The 19,376-nt window shown below is 70.6% G+C and carries 17 protein-coding genes and 1 pseudogene; 6 read left to right on the top strand and 12 right to left on the bottom strand.

All coding sequences use genetic code 11. The features are described from left to right. Window positions 1–69 precede the first annotated feature (69 nt). A pseudogene (locus FHX68_RS01130) lies at window positions 70–2,163 on the top strand (catalase); the annotation flags it as partial. A gap of 55 nt (window positions 2,164–2,218) precedes the next feature. Here the strand turns inward: FHX68_RS01130 and FHX68_RS01125 are convergent. Continuing rightward, window positions 2,219–2,656 carry a MarR family winged helix-turn-helix transcriptional regulator gene (locus FHX68_RS01125; RefSeq protein ID WP_141378739.1) on the bottom strand — a complete coding sequence of 146 codons (438 nt, stop codon included), beginning with the start codon at window positions 2,654–2,656 and terminating at the stop codon, window positions 2,219–2,221. 39 nt (window positions 2,657–2,695) lie between these two features. Here FHX68_RS01125 and FHX68_RS01120 point away from each other — a divergent pair, with 39 nt between their 5' ends. Next, window positions 2,696–2,953, top strand: coding sequence for a hypothetical protein (locus FHX68_RS01120; RefSeq protein ID WP_141378738.1), 258 nt, complete (start codon window positions 2,696–2,698; stop codon window positions 2,951–2,953). Window positions 2,954–2,962: 9 nt separating this feature from the next. Here the strand turns inward: FHX68_RS01120 and FHX68_RS01115 are convergent, their stop codons facing one another. The 6 genes from FHX68_RS01115 to rpsA form a co-directional block, all read right to left on the bottom strand. Beyond that, window positions 2,963–4,483, bottom strand: coding sequence for a UDP-N-acetylmuramoyl-L-alanyl-D-glutamate--2,6-diaminopimelate ligase (locus FHX68_RS01115; protein WP_229661377.1), 1,521 nt, complete (start codon window positions 4,481–4,483; stop codon window positions 2,963–2,965). A gap of 121 nt (window positions 4,484–4,604) precedes the next feature. After that, a complete protein-coding gene (gene uvrB, locus FHX68_RS01110; protein WP_141378736.1) occupies window positions 4,605–6,686 on the bottom strand; it encodes an excinuclease ABC subunit UvrB in 2,082 nt (693 codons plus the stop codon). 366 nt (window positions 6,687–7,052) lie between these two features. After that, window positions 7,053–7,655: a dephospho-CoA kinase gene (gene coaE, locus FHX68_RS01105; RefSeq protein ID WP_141378734.1), complete on the bottom strand. Its 603-nt coding sequence runs from the start codon at window positions 7,653–7,655 to the stop codon at window positions 7,053–7,055. Window positions 7,656–7,668: 13 nt separating this feature from the next. Next, window positions 7,669–8,844: a diguanylate cyclase gene (locus FHX68_RS01100; RefSeq protein ID WP_141378732.1), complete on the bottom strand. Its 1,176-nt coding sequence runs from the start codon at window positions 8,842–8,844 to the stop codon at window positions 7,669–7,671. Next, window positions 8,841–10,514 carry a sensor histidine kinase gene (locus tag FHX68_RS01095; RefSeq protein WP_141378730.1) on the bottom strand — a complete coding sequence of 558 codons (1,674 nt, stop codon included), beginning with the start codon at window positions 10,512–10,514 and terminating at the stop codon, window positions 8,841–8,843. Before FHX68_RS01095 ends, FHX68_RS01100 begins: the two co-directional genes overlap by 4 nt. A gap of 121 nt (window positions 10,515–10,635) precedes the next feature. After that, window positions 10,636–12,090 carry a 30S ribosomal protein S1 gene (gene rpsA / locus FHX68_RS01090; protein ID WP_141378728.1) on the bottom strand — a complete coding sequence of 485 codons (1,455 nt, stop codon included), beginning with the start codon at window positions 12,088–12,090 and terminating at the stop codon, window positions 10,636–10,638. A gap of 273 nt (window positions 12,091–12,363) precedes the next feature. Here rpsA and FHX68_RS01085 point away from each other — a divergent pair, with 273 nt between their 5' ends. Then, entirely contained in the window at window positions 12,364–12,714 is a 351-nt protein-coding gene (locus FHX68_RS01085) for a hypothetical protein (protein ID WP_141378726.1), read from the top strand. A gap of 5 nt (window positions 12,715–12,719) precedes the next feature. Here FHX68_RS01085 and FHX68_RS01080 read toward each other — a convergent pair whose 3' ends face one another. Together FHX68_RS01080 and FHX68_RS01075 are read right to left on the bottom strand one after the other, a co-directional pair. Further along, window positions 12,720–13,715 carry a cation diffusion facilitator family transporter gene (locus FHX68_RS01080; RefSeq protein ID WP_229661378.1) on the bottom strand — a complete coding sequence of 332 codons (996 nt, stop codon included), beginning with the start codon at window positions 13,713–13,715 and terminating at the stop codon, window positions 12,720–12,722. A 30-nt stretch (window positions 13,716–13,745) separates the two neighbouring features. After that, window positions 13,746–14,165 carry a YchJ family protein gene (locus FHX68_RS01075; protein ID WP_141378725.1) on the bottom strand — a complete coding sequence of 140 codons (420 nt, stop codon included), beginning with the start codon at window positions 14,163–14,165 and terminating at the stop codon, window positions 13,746–13,748. 67 nt (window positions 14,166–14,232) lie between these two features. On the opposite strand from FHX68_RS01075, the gene FHX68_RS01070 reads away from it, so the two are divergent. The 3 genes from FHX68_RS01070 (at window position 14,233) to FHX68_RS01060 (ending at window position 16,536) form a co-directional block, all read left to right on the top strand. After that, window positions 14,233–14,775, top strand: a complete 543-nt coding sequence (locus FHX68_RS01070) for a hypothetical protein (protein ID WP_141378723.1) — start codon at window positions 14,233–14,235, stop codon at window positions 14,773–14,775. Window positions 14,776–15,119: 344 nt separating this feature from the next. Next, complete coding sequence (locus FHX68_RS15630) at window positions 15,120–15,581, top strand: hypothetical protein (protein ID WP_229661379.1); 462 nt, start codon at window positions 15,120–15,122, stop codon at window positions 15,579–15,581. Between the two features lie 37 nt (window positions 15,582–15,618). Then, on the top strand, window positions 15,619–16,536 hold the full coding sequence (locus tag FHX68_RS01060; protein ID WP_141378719.1) for a 5'-3' exonuclease: 918 nt from the start codon (window positions 15,619–15,621) through the stop codon (window positions 16,534–16,536). Between the two features lie 60 nt (window positions 16,537–16,596). Here FHX68_RS01060 and FHX68_RS01055 read toward each other — a convergent pair whose 3' ends face one another. The 3 genes from FHX68_RS01055 to trpD all read right to left on the bottom strand — a co-directional run bounded on the left by FHX68_RS01055 (window position 16,597) and on the right by trpD (window position 19,348). Continuing rightward, window positions 16,597–17,607, bottom strand: a complete 1,011-nt coding sequence (locus tag FHX68_RS01055) for a PHP domain-containing protein (RefSeq protein WP_141378717.1) — start codon at window positions 17,605–17,607, stop codon at window positions 16,597–16,599. A 65-nt stretch (window positions 17,608–17,672) separates the two neighbouring features. After that, window positions 17,673–18,167, bottom strand: a complete 495-nt coding sequence (locus FHX68_RS01050; RefSeq protein ID WP_141378715.1) for an aromatic ring-opening dioxygenase LigA — start codon at window positions 18,165–18,167, stop codon at window positions 17,673–17,675. Between the two features lie 107 nt (window positions 18,168–18,274). Next, a complete protein-coding gene (gene trpD / locus FHX68_RS01045) occupies window positions 18,275–19,348 on the bottom strand; it encodes an anthranilate phosphoribosyltransferase (protein WP_141378713.1) in 1,074 nt (357 codons plus the stop codon). Between the last annotated feature and the right edge of the window lie 28 nt (window positions 19,349–19,376).

Here is a 19,376-nt window from a genome sequence, read left to right as displayed (position 1 = left end):
CAAGCTTAGGCGGGGCCTCCGACGTCGGGCCCGCCTTGCGCTCAGGGCGAAGCCTCGCGCACGGGGTAGCCCGCCTCGGCGCCGCCCTCCCTCGACGAGCCGACGACGCCGGCCGGTCCCCTGCCCGAAAAGGCCGACCAGGAGGCTCCCGAGCCGCGCACCCCCACCGGGGCGCCGTCGGCGGATGCCGCGCGCGCGAGCGCTCAGCAGGGCGACCGCCTGACGACGGCCCAGGGGCTGCGGCTGGGCGACACCGACCACTCCCTGAAGGCGGGTCCGCGCGGGCCGGTGCTGCTGCAGGACCACCACCTGCGGGAGAAGATCACGCACTTCGACCACGAGCGCATCCCCGAGCGCGTCGTGCACGCACGCGGCGCGGCCGCGCACGGCGAGTTCGTCGCGAACGGCGCCGCCGAGTCGGTGACGCGCGCCGCATTCCTCAAGAAGGGCGTGCGCACGCGGGTCTTCACCCGCTTCTCCACCGTGCTCGGCTCACGCGGGTCGGCGGACACCGTCCGCGACACCCGCGGATTCGCGACGAAGTTCTACACACAGGAGGGCGTCTACGACCTCGTCGGCAACAACATCCCGGTGTTCTTCATCCAGGACGCCATCAAGTTCCCCGACGTCATCCACGCCGGCAAGCCGCACCCCGACCGCGAGATCCCGCAGGCGCAGTCGGCGCACGACACGTTCTGGGACTTCGTCTCGCTCCACACCGAGGCGCAGGCGCACACCATGTGGAACATGTCCGACCGTGGCATCCCAGGCTCTTACCGGATGATGCAGGGCTTCGGCGTGCACACCTTCCGCCTGGAGAACGCGGCCGGCGAGACGGCGCTCGTGAAGTTCCACTGGCGCCCGCGACTCGGCACCCACGCGCTCACCTGGGAGGAGGCGCAGCTGGCCGCGGGCAAGGATCCCGACTTCCACCGCCGCGACCTCGCCGACGCCATCGAGTCGGGCGCGTACCCGGAGTGGGACCTGGCCCTGCAGGTGATGCCCGACGACCCCGACCAGATGTTCGAGGGGATCGATCTGCTCGATCCGACGAAGTTCGTGCCCGAGGAGCTCGCCCCGCTGCAGATCGTCGGCACGATGACCCTCACCGCGAACCCGACGAACTACTTCGCCGAGACGGAGCAGGTCGCCTTCCATCCGGGGCACCTCGTCCCGGGCATCGACGTCACGAGCGACCCGCTCCTGCAGGGTCGGCTCTTCTCGTACCTCGATACGCAGATCTCCCGTCTGGGCGGCCCGAACTTCGCGCAGCTGCCGGTGAACCGGCCGCACGCGCCCGTCAACGACATGCTCCGCGACGGGATGCATCAGAGCGCCGTGCACACGGGGGTCGCCCCGTCGCACCCGAACACGCTCGACGGCGGCTGCCCGTTCCACGCCGGCGCCGACGAAGGCGCGTTCGTCGACCTTCCGGTGACGGTGACCGAATCCGTCATCGAGCGGGCGCTGCCGCGGAGCTTCGACGACCACTTCTCGCAGGCGCGCGTGTTCTACCGCTCGCTCACCGAGGTCGAGCAGGAGCACGTGCGGGATGCCTATGCGTTCGAACTCGCCAAGTGCTACGAGCAGGCGATCAAGGAGCGACAGCTGCGCGCGCTCGCGCGCATCGACGCGGACCTGTGCGCCTTCGTCGCCGACGCGCTGGGCCTGGCCGTCCCGGAACCTGCGGAACCTCTGGAGGACGTCGAACCGAGCCGCGCCCTGCGCATGATCGGCGAGACCTGGCCGATCGACGGACGTGTCGTGGCGATCCTGGCGGGCGACGAGGTGGATGCCGCGGAGCTCTCCGCCGTCCGGCACGCCGTCGACACCGCGGGTGCGCTGCCTCTCGTGCTCGCGCCGCACGGCGGACTGCTCGGCGAGATCCCCGTGCAGCGCACGCCGTTCACCGCGGCGAGCATCGAGTTCGACGCGCTCGTCGCCCTCGCGCCGTCGGAGGATGCGCGCGTGGTCCGTCTGGTCGATGAGATCTCACGGCAGGGAAAGGCGATCGGTGCCGTCGAGGATGCGGGGGGCCTCCTCGCCTCCGCCGGAGTGGCCACGGATGCTCCCGGCGTCGTCGTGGGCACCGCGACCGAGGTCACGGTCGGCGTGCTCGACGCTCTCGCGGCGCACCGTGCCTGGGAGCGGGTCGCCGGCTGACGCCGGCACCGAGCATTCGGTCGGCGGCCGCTCCGGCGGGTCGCCGGCCGGCCGCTCAGCCGCTTCGCCGGCCGGAGAACGGAGCGAGACCGTCGCGGAGGGCGGCGAGCTCTGTGGCATCCATCGCCACCCGCGCCATGATCTGCTCGGGGACGGCCAGGGCGACGGTGCGCAGCTCGGCGCCCTCGGTGGTGAGCGCGATCTCGAGCACGCGCTCGTCGGCGGCGCTCCGGGCCCGCGTGACGAGACCCTGCCCCTCCAGCCGCTTGACGATCGGCGAGAGGGTCGCCGGTTCCATCGCGAGCTCGTCGGCGAGTTCGCCGAGCGCCCGCGGCGCGTGCTCCCACAGCGCGAGCATGACGAGGTACTGCGGGTGCGTCAGCCCGAGGGGCTCGAGCACGGGGCGGTAGATCGAGACGACGTTGCGCGCAGCGGTGACGAGCGCGAAGCAGAGCTGGTTCTCGAGTTTCAGCAGATCGTCGCGCGGGTCCATGCGCCGCATTCTACGCGATTCGTTAGTACACTAATCATCATGACACGAAGCGATCGCGACCGGCCGTCGCTGCGCGAACGCGCGCGAGCCGGCGGCGGCTGGTACGCCTACCTCAACAACCGCCTGATCCGTTTCGCCGGCCCGGCATCCGTCGGCCCCTACGACACCGCACCCGAGCCGGCGCGCACCGAGCGCGCTTGTCCCCTGTGCAAAGCGCCGATGTCGCAGCACACCTTCGACCGATCCGGCCCGAAGCCGCTCATGCACTGCCCCGACGGCGTCCCGAGCGTGAGCTGATCCCCGAGCTCAGTTCGCGGCGCGTCGACGCGCCAGAGCCCACTCGACCTCGTCGGGGTCGCTGTGCGGCACGATGCCGTGCGCCGTGATCTGGTGCCGCTCGTCGCCCTTGCCGACGATGACGAGCAGGTCACCGGGCTGCGCCAGGTCGACCGCGTGGTGGATCGCCTCGGCCCGGCCCGCCACGTCGAACACCTCGGCGCGCGAGCCGCGCGTGCCCGCGACGACGGCTCGACGGATCATGGCGGGGTCTTCGTCGGCCGGGTTGTCGTCGGTGACGACGACGACGTCGGATGCCATGGCCGAGAAGCGCCCCATCAGCGGGCGCTTGTGGGCGTCGCGGTTGCCGTTCGAGCCGATCACCGTGATGATGCGGCCGGGGGTCGCGGGGCGGAGCGCACACAGCAGCGCGTTGATCGCCTCCGGCTTGTGGCCCGCGTCGATCACGACACGGAAGTCCGCGTCGACGGGCACGAACTGCACGCGCCCCTCGGGCCCGGTGAAGTCGGCGAGGCCGGCGACCGAGCGCTCGAGCGGGTATCCCACCCGGTCGAGTGCGGCGACGGCGGCGAGGATGTTGCTCACCGTGAAGGTGCCGATGATCGGGGTCGTGAAGCGCGCCGACTGCCCCTCGGGGCCGACGACGGTGAAGGCCGAGCCGTCCGGCCCGAGCTCGATGTCGACGGCGCGCCAGTCGGCGTCGCGGCCGGTGATCGAGAATGACTCGGTGTTCAGCTCCGGGTCGTCGTGGAAGCGGCGGCCGGCCTGATCGTCGATGTTCACGAGCGCGAGTCGCGACATCGCCGGGGTGAGCAGCTCGCGCTTCGCGGCCCGGTAGTTCTCCTGCGAGCCGTGGAAGTCGAGGTGGTCGTGACCGAGGTTGAGGAACACCGCGACGTCGAACACGAGGCCATCCACGCGGCGCATCGAGATCGCCTGGCTCGAGACCTCCGACGACACCCAGCGCACGCCCTGCTCCCGCATGCGGGCGAGGAGCGCCTGCATGGCGGGCGCCTCGGGAGTGGTGAGCTTCGTGGGCACCGGGACGCCGTCGATCTTCGAGCCCATCGAGCCGATGAGCCCGCTGTGGTGCTCGCCGAGCGCCGCGTCGATGAGGAACGTCGTCGAGGTCTTGCCCTGCGTGCCGGTGACGCCGATGGTCTTCAGCGCGTCGGCGGGCCGGTCGTAGAACCACACCGAGAGGCGGCCGAGCACGGCACGCGGGTCGGCGACGACGATGATCGGCACCCCGCCCGGAACGAGCGCGGCACCGTCGGGGTCGGTGAGCACGGCGACCGCGCCCGCGGCGAGGGCGTCGGAGGCGTACCGCGCGCCGTGCGTGCTCGCGCCGCCCGCCGCGACGAACAGGTCGCCGGGGCGGACGCCCTGCGTGCTGAGCGCGATGCCGGTCACCGCCGGACCGTCCGTGACGAGTTCGCCGTCGACCTGCGCGGCGATGTCCGCCAAGGGGTGGGTGAACGTCGCGTCCGGCCGTTCGTCGTGCTGCTGTCGCCGGGATTCGTTCGTCACAGATGCCTCTCGCGCCCTCTCGGGCGAACGTCTTGCCAACCACACGACGATACCAAACGCCGGGTCGGAGCCGGCTCAGCGCCGCCGCGTGCGACCCTGGTCACCGGTCATCCAGCCGGGGTCAGGCGTGCCCCGCCTTCTCCATCGCGCGCAGCTCCTTCTTGAGGTCCTGCACCTCGTCGCGGAGCCGCCCGGCGAGCTCGAACTTGAGCTCCGACGCGGCGGCGAGCATCTGATTCGACAGGTCCTGGATCGTCGCCTCGAGCTGCATCGCCCCCTCGGCGGCGATGCCTTCGCGTCGCAGCTGCGGGGTCGGCGACTTGCCCTTGCCCGACTTGTTCTTCGCGGTCGCGCGGCCGCTCAGCAGGTCGTTGGTGTCGGATGCCTCGCGGGTGAGCGCGTCGGTGATGTCGGCGATCTTCTTGCGCAGCGGCTGCGGGTCGATGCCGTTCTCGAGGTTGTAGGCGATCTGCTTCTCGCGGCGGCGGTCGGTCTCCTCGATCGCGGAGCGCATCGAGTCGGTCATGTTGTCGGCGTACATGTGCACCTCACCCGACACGTTGCGCGCCGCGCGCCCGATGGTCTGGATGAGCGACGTGCCGCTGCGGAGGAACCCCTCCTTGTCGGCGTCGAGGATCGCCACGAGTGACACCTCGGGCAGGTCGAGACCCTCGCGCAGCAGGTTGATGCCGACGAGCACGTCGTAGACGCCCTGCCGCAGCTCGGTGAGCAGCTCGACCCGGCGGAGGGTGTCGACGTCGGAGTGCAGGTAACGCACCCGCACGCCGTGCTCGCCGAGGAAGTCGGTGAGCTCCTCCGCCATCTTCTTCGTCAGCGTCGTCACGAGCACGCGCTCGTCGCGCTCGACGCGTACCCGGATCTCTTCGAGCAGGTCGTCGATCTGGCCCTTCGACGGCTTCACGATGATCTCGGGGTCGACGAGCCCCGTCGGGCGGATGATCTGCTCGACCACGCCGTCCGCGATGCCCATTTCGTAGCGGCCGGGCGTCGCGGACAGGTAGACGGTCTGCCCGATGCGCTGCTTGAACTCGTCGAAGCGCAGTGGCCGGTTGTCGAGCGCGCTCGGCAGCCGGAAGCCGTGGTCGACGAGGGTGCGCTTGCGCGAGGCATCCCCTTCGTACATCGCGCCTATCTGCGGCACCGTCACGTGCGACTCGTCGATGACCATCAGGAAGTCGTCGGGGAAGAAGTCGAGCAGCGTGTGCGGCGGCTCGCCGGGCGCGCGCCCGTCGAGGTGGCGGGAGTAGTTCTCGATGCCCGAGCAGAAGCCGAGCTGCTGCAGCATCTCGAGGTCGAACGTGGTGCGCATGCGCAGCCGCTGCGCCTCGAGGAGTTTGCCCTGCCCCTCGAGCTCCTTCAGTCGAACCGCGAGCTCTTCTTCGATCGTGCCGATCGCGCGCTGCACGGTGTCGGTGCCCGCGACGTAGTGCGAGGCGGGGAAGATCGGCACGCTGTCCATCTTCTGCACGATCTCGCCGGTGAGCGGGTGCAGCATGTACAGCGCCTCGATCTCGTCGCCGAACAGCTCGATGCGCACGGCGTACTCCTCGTACACCGGGATGATCTCGATCGTGTCGCCGCGCACGCGGAAGTTGCCGCGGGAGAAGTCGACGTCGTTGCGGTTGTACTGCATCGCGATGAACTTGCGGATGAGCGCGTCGCGGTCGTAGCGCTCGCCCACCTGCAGGGCCACCATCGCGCGCAGGTACTCCTCCGGCGCGCCGAGGCCGTAGATGCACGACACCGTCGAGACCACGACCACATCGCGCCGGCTGAGGAGCGAGTTGGTCGTCGAGTGCCGCAGCCGCTCGACCTCGGCGTTGATCGACGAGTCCTTCTCGATGAAGGTGTCGGTCTGCGGCACGTACGCCTCGGGCTGGTAGTAGTCGTAATAGCTGACGAAGTACTCGACCGCGTTGTTGGGCATGAGCTCGCGGAACTCGTTCGCGAGCTGCGCGGCGAGGGTCTTGTTGTGCGCGAGCACGAGCGTCGGGCGCTGCACCTGCTCGATGAGCCAGGCTGTCGTCGCCGACTTGCCGGTGCCGGTCGCACCGAGCAGCACGACGTCGGTCTCGCCGGCGTTGACACGTGCCGCGAGCTCCGCGATCGCCTGCGGCTGATCGCCGCTGGGCTCGTACTCGCTGATCACCTCGAACGGGCGGACGGAACGCGTGGTCTGCATCAGACCAGGCTATGCCGACCCACCGACACCGGGGGCGGTGTTCGCCGACGGCGGCAGAACGCCGCAGACGGCGGATGCCACGGAGCGGCCGTTCACGCGTCGGGGTCGTCGCCCGATTCGAAGTCGCCGGTCGCGAAGTCGTCCCATTCGAACTCCGGGTCGGACCGCCGCGCTGCGCTGAAAAGGTGGGGCATGGTCGTCTCCGATCGTCGATGGAGCGTCGTGGAACTCAGGTCATGCCACCGAGAGTAGCCCCGCGATATGAACGGGGCGTTGCGGGCCGGTCACTGGGCGGTGACCGGTCGCCGCGAGGATGCCGAGGGCATCCGCCCGACCGGCCGTCCAGACTTCCTCGGCCGTCCGGGGTCAGCGCGTCGCGGTGAGGCGCTCCCACAGCGCGTCGGCCTGGGTCAGCGTCTCTTCGAGCGAGCCCGCCGTGTCGATCACGACATCGGCGATCGCGCGGCGCCGGTCGTCGCTCACCTGCGAGGCGAGGCGCGCCGCGGCATCCGATTCACTGAGTCCACGCTCGTCGACGAGCCGCCCCGCGCGCAACGCCGCCGGGGCGTCGGCGACGACGATGAGGTCCCACGGGTCATCCACGCGCGCCTCGACGAGCAAGGGCACGTCGTAGACGACCACGGCAGCCGGATCCGCGTCGAATGCGGCCGCGAACCGCCGCGCCGATTCGGCGCGGACGGCCGGGTGGACGATCGCGTTGAGCCGCGCGAGCGCCTCGTCGTCGCCGAACACCCGCGCGCCGAGCGCGGCGCGGTCGAGCGCCCCGTCGGCGGTGATCACGTCCTCGCCGAAGGCCGCGGTGATCTCGTCGAGCACGGGCGAGCCGACCGCCTGCACGTCGCGGACGATCGCGTCCGCGTCCACGACGACGGCCCCCCGATCGGCGAGGCGGCGGGCGATCGTGGACTTGCCGGAGGCGATTCCACCGGTCAGCGCGATGAGGGGCACGGATGCCAGCCTGTCACGATGACGCGGCCGGCGCATCGACCAGCACCGACGCGCCCGGCGTGGCCGCCGCCCGTCGCGCCGCAGCGCGGGCCCCGCGCAGGAGCGCCCCGGGGTCGTAGCCGACGTCGCCGGTGAACGCGACGCCCACGCCGACGAACGGGAACAGCCCCGAATCGGCGCGGGCCAGTTCATCCATGCATCCGCGGTAGATCATCGCGCCGAGGCGGCGCGCGTCGGCGGCGGTCGGGGCGAGTGCCGCGACGGCGAGACGGTGCTCGTCGTCCTCGCCGACGATCGCCGAGGCCGGGGCGTAGCGGCGCACCGCCTGGCGGCAGGCGCCGCTGATGTCGTCGGCGGCCTCCTGCCCGAACGCGGTGCGGATCTCGGCGAGGCCCTCGACGCGGATGACGACGATCGCGACGCCCTCGGACCGCCACGAGGCACGTTCGATGATGTCCGCGCTCGCGGCCACGAAGGTGCGCGCGAGCATGACCCCGTCCGATGCGACGCCCCGCTCGGTCAGCCACTCGTAGCGCTGCTCGGCGCTCCGGTGCGAGCGCAGCACCGACGTGACGATCGCGGCGACGACGGTGAGTACGACAGTCACGATGTTCGCGCTGATCGAGCCGAACCAGCGGCTGAACAGCGGGCTCGCCGGACCGGCGGCGAGAAAGAGCACCAGCCGCACCGCGTAGAAGAGTGCCGCGAACAGCAGCACAGCCGCGAGCGCCCACCCGCTTCGGATGTGCCCGAGCGGCGCCCGGAGCGCCTCGACGGCGGCGGCGACGAACAACGCGACCAGACACGCCGCCATCGTCGTCCACCCGCCCCAGCTGCCCCAATCGTCGGCCTGGATCAGCGCGGCGGCGAAGCTCGCCAGCGCGAAGACGACCACGAGCACGAGCGACCAGCCGATCGGCCGATCGTTGAAGCGGCGCGCCCCGAGCCAGAAGAACCCGGGCACCAGCACGAAGAGGCTGTTGCCGACGGCCACCGAGACGAACCCACCGACGCCCGACGACCAGGCCATGTAGGCGATGGTCGTGGACAGCCCGCAGAAGAACGCCACCGCCCAGAGCCGCCCCGGCCCGGCGTCGCGCCGGAAGATCGTCTCCAGGATGTACGTGATGCTCGCCACGGATGCCACGATCGCGGTCATCACCGTCACGGTGAACAGATCGAGGGTCATCGGCTCATCCTCGTCTCGGCGTGCGCGGGGAGCACGATGGTGAAGGTCGACCCGACACCCGGATCTGAGGCGACCGTGAGCGTGCCGTCGTGCGCCTTGATGATGTCGGCGCTGATCGCGAGGCCGAGCCCGTTGCCGGCGACGTCCTCCGACGCGCGGAAGAAGCGCTCGAAGACGTGCTCCTGGTCTTCGGCGGCGATGCCCACGCCGGTGTCGCGCACCGCGATGGTCGTGGCTTCGCCGTCGGTCGACACCGTGACATCCACCGCTCCCCCGTCGCGGTTGAACTTGATGGCGTTGCCGAGGAGGTTGTCGATGACCTGGCGGAGCCGGCCGGGGTCGGCGTACACGACGGCGTGCCCCGTCTCCGTCACGCTCACCTTGATCACCCGGTCGGCAGCGACCGGGCCGAGCGCGAGCACCGACTCGCGCACGAGCTCGACCGCGTCGATCTCGCGAGGGTGCACGGCGGCCTCCACCGAGGTGCGCGACCGCCGCGAGGTGAGCAGGATGTCGGAGATGATCGCGAGCAGGCGTTCGCCGCTGCCGAGAGCCGTGTCGAGGTATCGCCGGACGCGCTCGGAGTGATCGTCCTCGTCGATGGCGAGCTCGAGGTACCCCAGCACCGAGGTGAGCGGGGTGCGCAGCTCGTGCGAGACCGACGCGACGAGGTCGTCGCGCGCGCGCAGCGCCTCCTGCTCCGCGGTGACGTCGCGCGCGACGAGCACGCCGCCGGCGTCGGCCCCCCGGTGATCGAGCAGCCGACGGGCGGTGAACGTCAGCGCGACGCGCCGCCCCTCGGCATCCTGCGACCACACGGTCTCGTCCTCGAAGCTTTCGCCGCGGCGCGCCCGCGCCAGCGGATGGTCGTGCGCGTCGAGCGGCGTCTCGCCGTCCTCCTGCAGCAGCACCCGGGTCTCGCCCGCGGCGTGCAGTCGGGGCATGGATCCGCCGAGACGTCCGACGGCGTCGTTCTCGTAGACGACGTCGCCGCCGACCGAGAAGCGCACCACGCCGAAGTCGACGGTGTCGAGCACCTCGGTGACCAGCTGCTCCTGCTGCACGGCGGCGGAGCGCGCGAAGGCGAGGCGCGCGGCCTGCGCGTCGAGGAGGTCTCGCTGCGCCGCGAAGCGACGCGCCGAGGCGTACACCGCGCTGCTGATCGCGATGATGACGAGGGGCAAGAGGAAGGACGCGAAGCTGAACACCGGCTCCGGGCCCAGCGCGATCAGCGACCAGTACAGCGCCGGGATGAGCACGCAGCTCGTGATGAGCCCGGCACGCCCGAGCGTGGCGAGCCACATCGCCGGGAACACCCAGAGCAGCCCGAGCCCCCCGATGGGATCGGCCTGGCGCATCAGCGCGATCGCGACGATGTCGACGAGCGGCAGCACGGCGACCCAGCCGGCGGGAATGCTCGTCCACGGCACGGCGAGCGCGGCGATGCCGCCGAGGCCGATGAGGAGAGCGCCGAGCGCGAACAGCTCGGGGCGATGGATGAAGCCGCCTACGAGACCGACGACGAACAGCACCGCGACGATCGCGCACAGCAGCAGCTGGTTGGCCGCCGCAGTGCGGTCGCGCAGGTCGAATCGCTGCCCGTCGCGCCGCGGGCGCTGCTGCGAGGTGAGCGCGGCGCGGTGGGTGGACGCCCGTTGGAAACGCTTCACAACACCGACGTTATCGCTCCTCACCAGTGTTATCCCTCCACACCGGTCCCATCCTGCCGCACAAAAAGCGACAGGGGCCGCGGCCCGAAGGCCACGACCCCTGTCAGAAGGATGCTGCGGATCAGCGACCCGAGAGCTTCTCGCGCAGAGCCGCGAGCGCCTCGTCGTCGGCGAGGGTGCCGCCACCGCCGAGGTCGGAGGTGAACGACGACGACGCCGAGGTGGTCTCGGTCGGCGCGTTCGCCTCGGCCTCGAGGGCCTTAGCGACGGCGACCTTGTGCGCCTCCCAGCGAGCCTGGGCAGCGGCGTACTCCTGCTCCCACTTCTCGCGCTGAGCGTCGAAGCCCTCGAGCCAGGCACCCGACTCGGCGTCGAAGCCCTCAGGGTACTTGTACTCGCCGTTCTCGTCGTACTCGGTCGTCATGCCGTACAGCGCCGGGTCGAACTCGGTGCCGTTGGGGTCGACCGACTCGTTGGCCTGCTTGAGCGACAGCGAGATGCGGCGACGCTCGAGGTCGATGTCGATGATCTTGACGAAGACCTCTTCGCCGACCGAGACGACCTGCTCGGCGAGCTCGACGTGCTTGCCGGAGAGCTCCGAGATGTGCACGAGGCCCTCGATGCCGTCCGCGACGCGCACGAACGCGCCGAACGGGACGAGCTTGGTGACCTTGCCCGGTGCGACCTGACCGATCGCGTGCGTGCGGGCGAAGACCTGCCACGGGTCCTCCTGCGTCGCCTTCAGCGACAGCGAGACGCGCTCGCGGTCGAGGTCGACCTCGAGGATCTCGACGGTGACCTCCTGGCCCACCTCGACGACCTCGGAGGCGTGCTCGATGTGCTTCCAGCTGAGCTCGGAGACGTGCACGAGGCCGTCCACGCCGCCGAGGTCGACGAACGCACCGAAGTTGACGATCGACGAGACGACGCCCTTGCGGACCTGGCCCTTGTGCAGGTTGTTGAGGAACGTGGTGCGCGACTCGGACTGCGTCTGCTCGAGCAGGGCGCGGCGCGAGAGCACGACGTTGTTGCGGTTCTTGTCGAGCTCGAGGATCTTGGCCTCGATCTCCTGGCCGAGGTACGGCGTGAGGTCGCGGACGCGACGCAGCTCGATGAGCGAGGCGGGGAGGAAGCCGCGCAGGCCGATGTCGACGATGAGGCCACCCTTGACGACCTCGATGACCTGACCGGTGACGACGCCGTCGTTCTCCTTGATGCGCTCCACGTCGCCCCACGCGCGCTCGTACTGCGCACGCTTCTTGGAGAGGATCAGGCGGCCTTCCTTGTCCTCCTTCTGAAGGACCAGGGCCTCGACCTCGTCGCCGACCTTGACGACCTCGTTGGGGTCGACGTCGTGTCTGATCGAAAGCTCGCGCGAGGGGATGACGCCCTCGGTCTTGTAACCGACGTCGAGGAGGACCTCGTCGCGGTCGATCTTGACGACGGTGCCTTCGATGAGGTCTCCGTCGTTGAAGAACTTGAGCGTCTTCTCGACCGCGGCCAGGAAGTCCTCAGCAGATCCGATGTCGTTGATGGCGACCTGCTTGGTGGCCGGGGCGGTCGTTGCGGTAGTCATGTAGTGGGTTGTCCTTGGGTGGTTGTGGTGTCGGGCCGAGTCCCGTCCGAACGCACGGGGGCGAACGGATGCCAGGGACTGCAGCGGTTGGATTCTCTTGCGGTGTCACGCACGCATGCCGAATGGCCACAGGCGTGACATTTCATGCTATCAGAACCGGCTCCGCCCCGTCCGGACGCCGTCGCCTCCTCCCCAACCGGCCGATCTGCGGATCTGTCCACAGATCGGTGCCGGTGGGCATTCCCGGCCTGGCCGACGCGTCAGGCTCGGCCCATGACAACGACAACTCCGCGCACCGCTCCCGCCGCCTCGTCCGCACCGCGCCGCCCGCAGTGGCCGATGGTGCTGTCCGTCATGACGCTCGTCCTCTCGGGCGGCATGGGGCTCCTCTTCGTCGTGCTGTGGTTCAGCTCCGCCGCGCAGGGCGACTTCGCACTGCTGATGGGGCTGCTCGCGCTCGGCGCGATCCTCCCCCTCGTGCTGCTCGTCGGCTTCGCCGTCGTGCTCGCCGCCCTGTGCGCCCGCCGCGGCGAGAACATCGCGATGTGGCTGTCGATCGCCTCGATCGTCTGCCAGCTGCCGGTGATCGCCGCGGTGGTGATGGTGCTGCAGTGGATGATGTGAGCGCGTCAGCCGTGCAGCGAGTCGGCCGGGTTCTGCGGATCCAGGGCCGGGGCGTCGGGCCGCGAAAGAGTGAGCACGACCCAGGCCACCCGCGGGCTCGTGGCGACCTCGTCCTCGATCTCGTTGAGGGTCGCCGCGACTTCGTGCTCGGCGGTGTCGCCGGCGAGGTCGACGGCGGCCACGACGAACACCCGCCCGGGGCCGACGTACTCGATGTGCAGGTAGGTGATCTGCGCGATCGCCGGGTGGGCGAGCAGCCGCTGCAGCGCGGCGGCGCGCACGTCGGGCTCGACGGCCACGCCGATGAGGAAGCGGCGGTTCTGCCGGATGAGCACGTAGGCGACGACGGCGAGCAGCAGACCGACGAGGATCGACCCGACCGCGTCGGGCACCGCCGACCCCGTGATCTGGTGCAGCAGGATGCCGACGAAGGCGATGACGAGACCGATCAGCGCCGCGGCATCCTCGAAGAACACCGCGCGCAGCGTCGGGTCGGACGTGCTCATGACGTGGTCGAGCACGTCGCGGTGCGACGCGGATGCTTCGCGACGCGACTGACGCCACGCCTGCAGGAACGAGGTGCCCTCGAGCACGAAGGCGATAGCGAGCACCGCATACGAGATGCCGAACCGGTCGGCGGGCTCGGGATCGAACAGCTCCTGCACGCCGTGCATGATCGAGACGCCGGCGCCGACGACGAAGAGGCCGAACGCCGCGAACAGCGACCACACGTAGGCCTCGCGGCCGTAGCCGACGGGATGGCTCGCGTCGGCCGGCTTGACGCTCCGTCGCGCGGCGACGTAGAGGAAGATCTCGTTGCCGGTGTCGGCCCACGAGTGCGCCGCCTCGGCGACCATCGACGCCGCTCCGGTGAGGGCCGCGGCGATCGTCTTGGCGATCGCGATCAGCAGGTTCGCGCCGAGGGCGATCAACACCGTGAGCATCGACGCAGGCTCGACGTCGGCGGCTGCTGCCGCCGCGCGGTCAGGTCGCGTGGGCATGACCACACACTACTCTCACGCCGCGACGCGTCAGGAGACCTCGCCGTCGAGGTAATACCAGCGCCCCGCCGCGCGGCGGAACCTGCTCACCTCGTGCAGCACCCCGCGCTGACCGCTGGGTGCGTCGTGCCACCGCGCGCGGAACTCGACCGTGGCGCGGCGGTCGTCGGCGGCGGTCGTCGCGTCGATGATGTCGAGGCCGTCCCATCGCATCGCGGGGTCGAGAGTGAGGCTCTCCGGCGCCGTGGACGGATGCCACGTCGCGCGCAGGTGCGCCGCGTCGCCCACCGCGAAGGCGGTGTAGCGCGAGCGCATGAGCTGTTCGGCTGTCGGCGCCGGCCTCCCCGCGAGGATCCGACCGCAGCAGGTGCCGAACGTCCCTCCGCCGCACGGGCAGGGGTCGTCCGGCGCCGGACGCGACCGGCGCTCGGCAGCTGTTCCGAAAGACATGCTTTCGAGCGTACGCGTCTGTGGATAACCGGACGGAAGGCGGATGCCATTGGCTAGCGTTAGCACCATGGCACACCGCATGCGACGCACGATTCTCGCGGGAGCGGCCACCGCACTCGCGCTGGCGCTCACCACGGCGTGCACACCCGACCCGGCACCCAGCCCCACACCCACCGGCTTCGCCTCCGAAGAAGACGCCTTCGCCGCCGCGGAGGCCACCTACCGCGCGTACGTCGACGCGCTGAACGACGTCGACTTCGCTCAGCCGATGTCGTTCGAACCTGCACTCGCGTGGACGACGGGTGACGCGAACGCAGCAGACCGGAAAGACTTCTCCGCATCGCACGCAGAGGGTGTCACGTTCGAAGGCAGCTTCAAGGTCGCGTCGTTCACTGGGGTCTCATATGACGAGCAGAACACGACGATTCGGGCGAGCACCTGCCTTGACGTGTCCGGTACCGACGTTCTCGACTCCACCGGCAAGTCGACGGTTGCGCCGGACCGGCCGCCCGTGATTGCCCTCAACCTGGCCTTCACGGGAAGCGAGACACCTACAGCGTTGGCTCTCAGCAGTGCGACCGCCACGGACGGTGGGGCGTGCTCACCCTGACGCTACTCGCGGCCCTGGCCCTTTCTACGACGGAGCATATGTCATCAGCACCGCTCGTTAAGACTTGCTCGGCGGTCGAGATCGCCCGGGGCGAATGCCCCGTCCTTGAGAACACCGGTACGGAGGTAGTGATAAGTGGCGAGCGACCCGGCGAGTCGCAGACGGGCAACGCGTGGCCAGAAGGCGACGGATATGGTGACGACTCCGACGACACTCCCTCGCCCGAGACGACTCCCCCGGCACCAGCCACGCCGCCCGTCGATGATTGCCGTCCTACCGATCCGGCTTCCTGCAGGGTGCAGCCCGACCCGCCGCCGGCGATCCCCCAGCCGACGCTGAGCGACGTGGCCCGGTTCGCCCCGGCATCCGCTCCCCTGATCGACGAACCCGACGGCGTCGGCGTGGTGGGCATGCCGATGAACTTCGTCGTCGACGCCACCACGCACGAAGTCACCGGCACGCTGTTCGACCTGCCGGTGACCGTCCGGTTCACCCCGACATCCGTCCTCTTCGTGCACGGCGACGGCACGAGCCGCGAATCCGACGACGGCGGCCAATCCTGGGCGACGCTCGGACTCGCCCAGTTCAGCGCGACATCGACCAGCCACGCGTATTCCACCCGCGGCACCTACACCGCCTCCGCCGCCGTCCGCTACGCCGCCGACGTGAACTTCGGCGGTGGATGGATCACCGTCCCCGGCACCCTCGAGATCCCCACCACCGCCGGCGACGTCCAGATCTTCGAGGTGCGCACCGCCCTCGTCGACAAGACCTGCCTCGAAAACCCCAGCGGCATCGGCTGCTGACCCGCCACGCGCAGCGGCCGCGTGTCAGGATGATCGCGTGACCGACCGCCTCATGCTGCTCGACACCGCCAGCCTCTACTTCCGCGCGTTCTACGGCGTGCCCGACACCGTGAAGGCGGCCGACGGCCGTCCCGTCAACGCCGCGCGCGGACTGCTCGACATGATCGCGAAGCTCGTGATGACGTACGAGCCGACCCACCTCGTCGCCTGCTGGGACGACGACTGGCGCCCGCAGTGGCGCGTCGACCTCATCCCCAGCTACAAGGCGCACCGCGTCGCCGAACTCGTCGAGACCGCCCCCGATGTGGAAGAGGTGCCTGACCCCCTCGAGGCGCAGATCCCCGTCATCCGCGCCGCGCTCGATGCCCTCGGCATCCCCGTCGCCGGAGTTCCGGCGCACGAGGCCGACGACGTCATCGCGAGCTTCGCCGCGCAGTCGGCGATGCCCGTCGACATCGTCACCGGTGACCGCGACCTCTTCCAGCTGGTCGACGACGCCCACGGCATCCGCGTCATCTACACCGGCCGCGGCATGAGCAACCTCGAGGTGCTCGACGAAGCCGCCGTCGTCGAGAAGTATCGTGTGCTGCCCGCGCAGTACGCCGACTATGCGGTGCTGCGCGGCGACGCCTCCGACGGGCTGCCCGGCGTCGCCGGCGTCGGCGAGAAGACCGCCGCGACCCTCCTCGCCGCGCACGGCGACCTCACCGGCATCCTGGCCGCCGCCGAGACCGGCACCGGGATGACCGCCGGCGTGCGGGCGAAGCTGCTCGCCGCTGCCGACTACCTCGCCGTCGCCCCCACCGTGGTCGAGGTGGTCCGCACACTCGACCTGCCCGTCGTCGACACTCAGCTGCGCACCCCCGACGCCGCCACGGTCGCAAGCCTCGGCGCCGAATGGAACCTCGGTTCCTCCCTCGACCGGGCCGTGGCGGCCATCAGCGCCCAGCACTGACCGCGAACCCGCGAACGCGGATCAAGCCGAGCGGCCGCGTTCCCCGCAACCCGCGCCGACTCAGCGCGCCCGCGCCGTCCACGCGCGCAGCCGGTCGAGCGGCCAGGTGGTCACGATCCGCTCGGCCGGAACGCCCGCGCGCTCGGCGCGGGCAGCGCCCTCATCGAGCAGCCCGAGCTGCCCGGGGGCGTGCGCGTCGGAGTCGATCGAGAAGAGGCATCCTGCCTCGAGTGCGACGGCGATCAGCTCGTCCGGCGGGTCCTCGCGCTCCGGGCGCGCGTTGATCTCGACGGCGACACCGTGCGCGGCGCACGCGTCGAACACCGCCCGGGCGTCGAACGTCGACGGCGGCCTCGTCCCCCGCTCGCCCGCGATGAGGCGCCCGGTGACGTGACCGAGCACGTCGACCCGAGGATGGGATGCCGCAGCCACCAGTCGCCGCGTCATCGGCACGGCATCCATCCGCAGCTTCGAATGCGCCGACGCGACCACCACGTCGAGCTCGCCGAGCAGCGCGTCGTCCTGGTCGAGCGCACCGTCGTCGAGGATGTCGACCTCGATGCCACTCAGCAGCGTGAACCCGGCCGCGCCGTCCCCGCCAGCGGCGTTCAGCTCGGCCACGACCTCCAGCTGCTCGCGCAGGCGCTCGGCACTGAGCCCGTTCGCGACCCGCAACCGCGGCGAATGGTCCGTCAGCGCGAGGTACTCGTGACCGAGCGCCCGCGCCGCCGCGGCCATCTCGGCGATCGAGGTGGTGCCGTCCGACCAGTCGGAGTGGCAGTGCAGGTCACCGCGCAGGAGCCCGCGGAGCGCCGAGCGGGCCGGCGCATACCGCTCGCGCAGCCGCGCGAGGTAGTCCGGCACCTCGCCCGCGAGCGCCTGGCCGATCACCGCGAGCGACGAATCGCCGATCCCCTCGCGCCGCCGCAGCGCCGCGGTGTCGGCGAGCTGCTCGCGACTCAGCTCGGCGATCGCCGCCGCGGCGGTGCGGAACGCCTTCGACCGATAGCGAGACGCACGCTCGCGCTCGAGCAACGCGGCGATCTCGAGGAGCGCGTCGACGGGTTCCATGGTGTCTTCCGAAAGCACGATGGGCCCGCGCTCGCGCGCAGGCCCATCGAACGAAGGGTGAGGCCTCAGGCCCGGGTGACCGTCGAACGACGGACGATGACCGGGACGGATGCCAGGCGGTTCAGCGCCCAGCCGAACAGGATCGACAGGATGCCGACGCCGATCGCGAAGGCGGCGACGCCGAACGAGACGACCGAGGTGAACAGCGAGGTCCGCAGGAACGACGCGTTCATCATCGTGGTGCGTACCGGGTCGTCCTGCGCGAGCTCGGCGTACGTCTTGCCGCCCGAGATCTTGAGGGCGTGGCGCTGGATGATGTCGGCCTGCACGTACGCCGTGAAGGGACCGGCGACGGTCTGCCCCTGGAAGGCCATCGCGTCGTCGGGCACCGTGATGTTCTCGGCGCGCAGCTGCGTCGAGACCATCACCCAGACGACGATGCCCACGACGATGAGCGCGATGCCGCCCAGGATGCCGAGGACGCCGGCGACCTTGACGATGCCGACCTTCTTCTGCGGGGGCTCGATGGTGTCGGCCGTGACGACCACTTCTTCGGACATGGGGGCGTTCCTCTCTGGGGATGCCGGGATGTTGAGTTCACGGTATCCGGCACACCGCGGAGGGCACCAAAGAGGCGACCGGACAAACCCGGCCGAGGTCGGTGCGGTCAGTCCTCGCCGTCGGCCGCGTCACGCTGCGTGGCGGCGACCCAGCGCGCCAGCACACCGTCGGCCGCGCCGTCGTCGATGGCCGTCGCCGCGCGGTCGCGCGCCTGTGCGAGACGCTCGAGGATCGGCCGCTGCACCTGCGCCGCGTCGCGGAACAGCTCGTACGACACGATGCCTGCCGCCGCGTTCAGCAGGACGATGTCGCGCACCGGCCCCTGCTCCCCGCCGAGCACCCGGCGCACGACCTCCGCATTGTGGAGCGCGTCGGCGCCGAGGAGGTCGTCGATGTCGGCGAGGGGGATGCCGATGTCCCGCGGGTCGATGTCGTGCTCGTGCACGTCGCCGCGGCTGATCTCCCACAGCCGGCTGTGCCCCGTGGTGGTGAGCTCGTCGAGCCCGTCGTCGCCGCGGAAGACGAGCGCGGTCGCGCCGCGCGTCTGGAACACCCCGGTGATGAGCGGCACGCGGTCGAGGTTCGCCACGCCGACCGCGTTCGCCTCGGCGCGCGCGGGGTTGCAGAGCGGCCCGAGGAAGTTGAACACCGTCGGCACGCCGAGCTCCGACCGGGTGGGTCCGGCGTGACGGAATCCGGGGTGGAAGGCCGAGGCGAAGGCGAAGGTGATGCCGACCTCGCCGAGCACCGCGGAGACGCGCTCGGGCGAGAGGGTCAGATCGATGCCGAGGGCGCCGAGCACGTCGGACGATCCGGAGGCCGAACTGGCCGCGCGGTTGCCGTGCTTGACAACAGGGATGCCCGTGGCCGCCGCCACGATCGCCGACATCGTCGACACGTTGACGGTGCCGAATCGGTCTCCCCCGGTGCCGACGATGTCGAGCACCTCGGCCGGCACGGGGAGCGGCAACGCCGCCTCGAGGATGGCGTCGCGGAAGCCGACGATCTCGTCGACCGTCTCGCCCTTGGCGCGCAGCGCCAGCAGGAATCCGCCGAGCTGCGAGGGGGTCGCGCGCCCCGACATCACCTGCCGCATCGCCCAGGTGGCCTCCGACACGCTGAGGTCACGCCGATCGAGGATCGTGGTGAGGATTTCCGGCCACGAGAAGAGCTCCGCCATGACCGTCGATCCTATCGGCAGACTGCCA

This window comes from Microbacterium lacticum, from assembly GCF_006716815.1.
Classification (GTDB): Bacteria; Actinomycetota; Actinomycetes; order Actinomycetales; family Microbacteriaceae; genus Microbacterium; species Microbacterium lacticum.
This window is presented reverse-complemented; position numbering and strand designations above follow the sequence as displayed.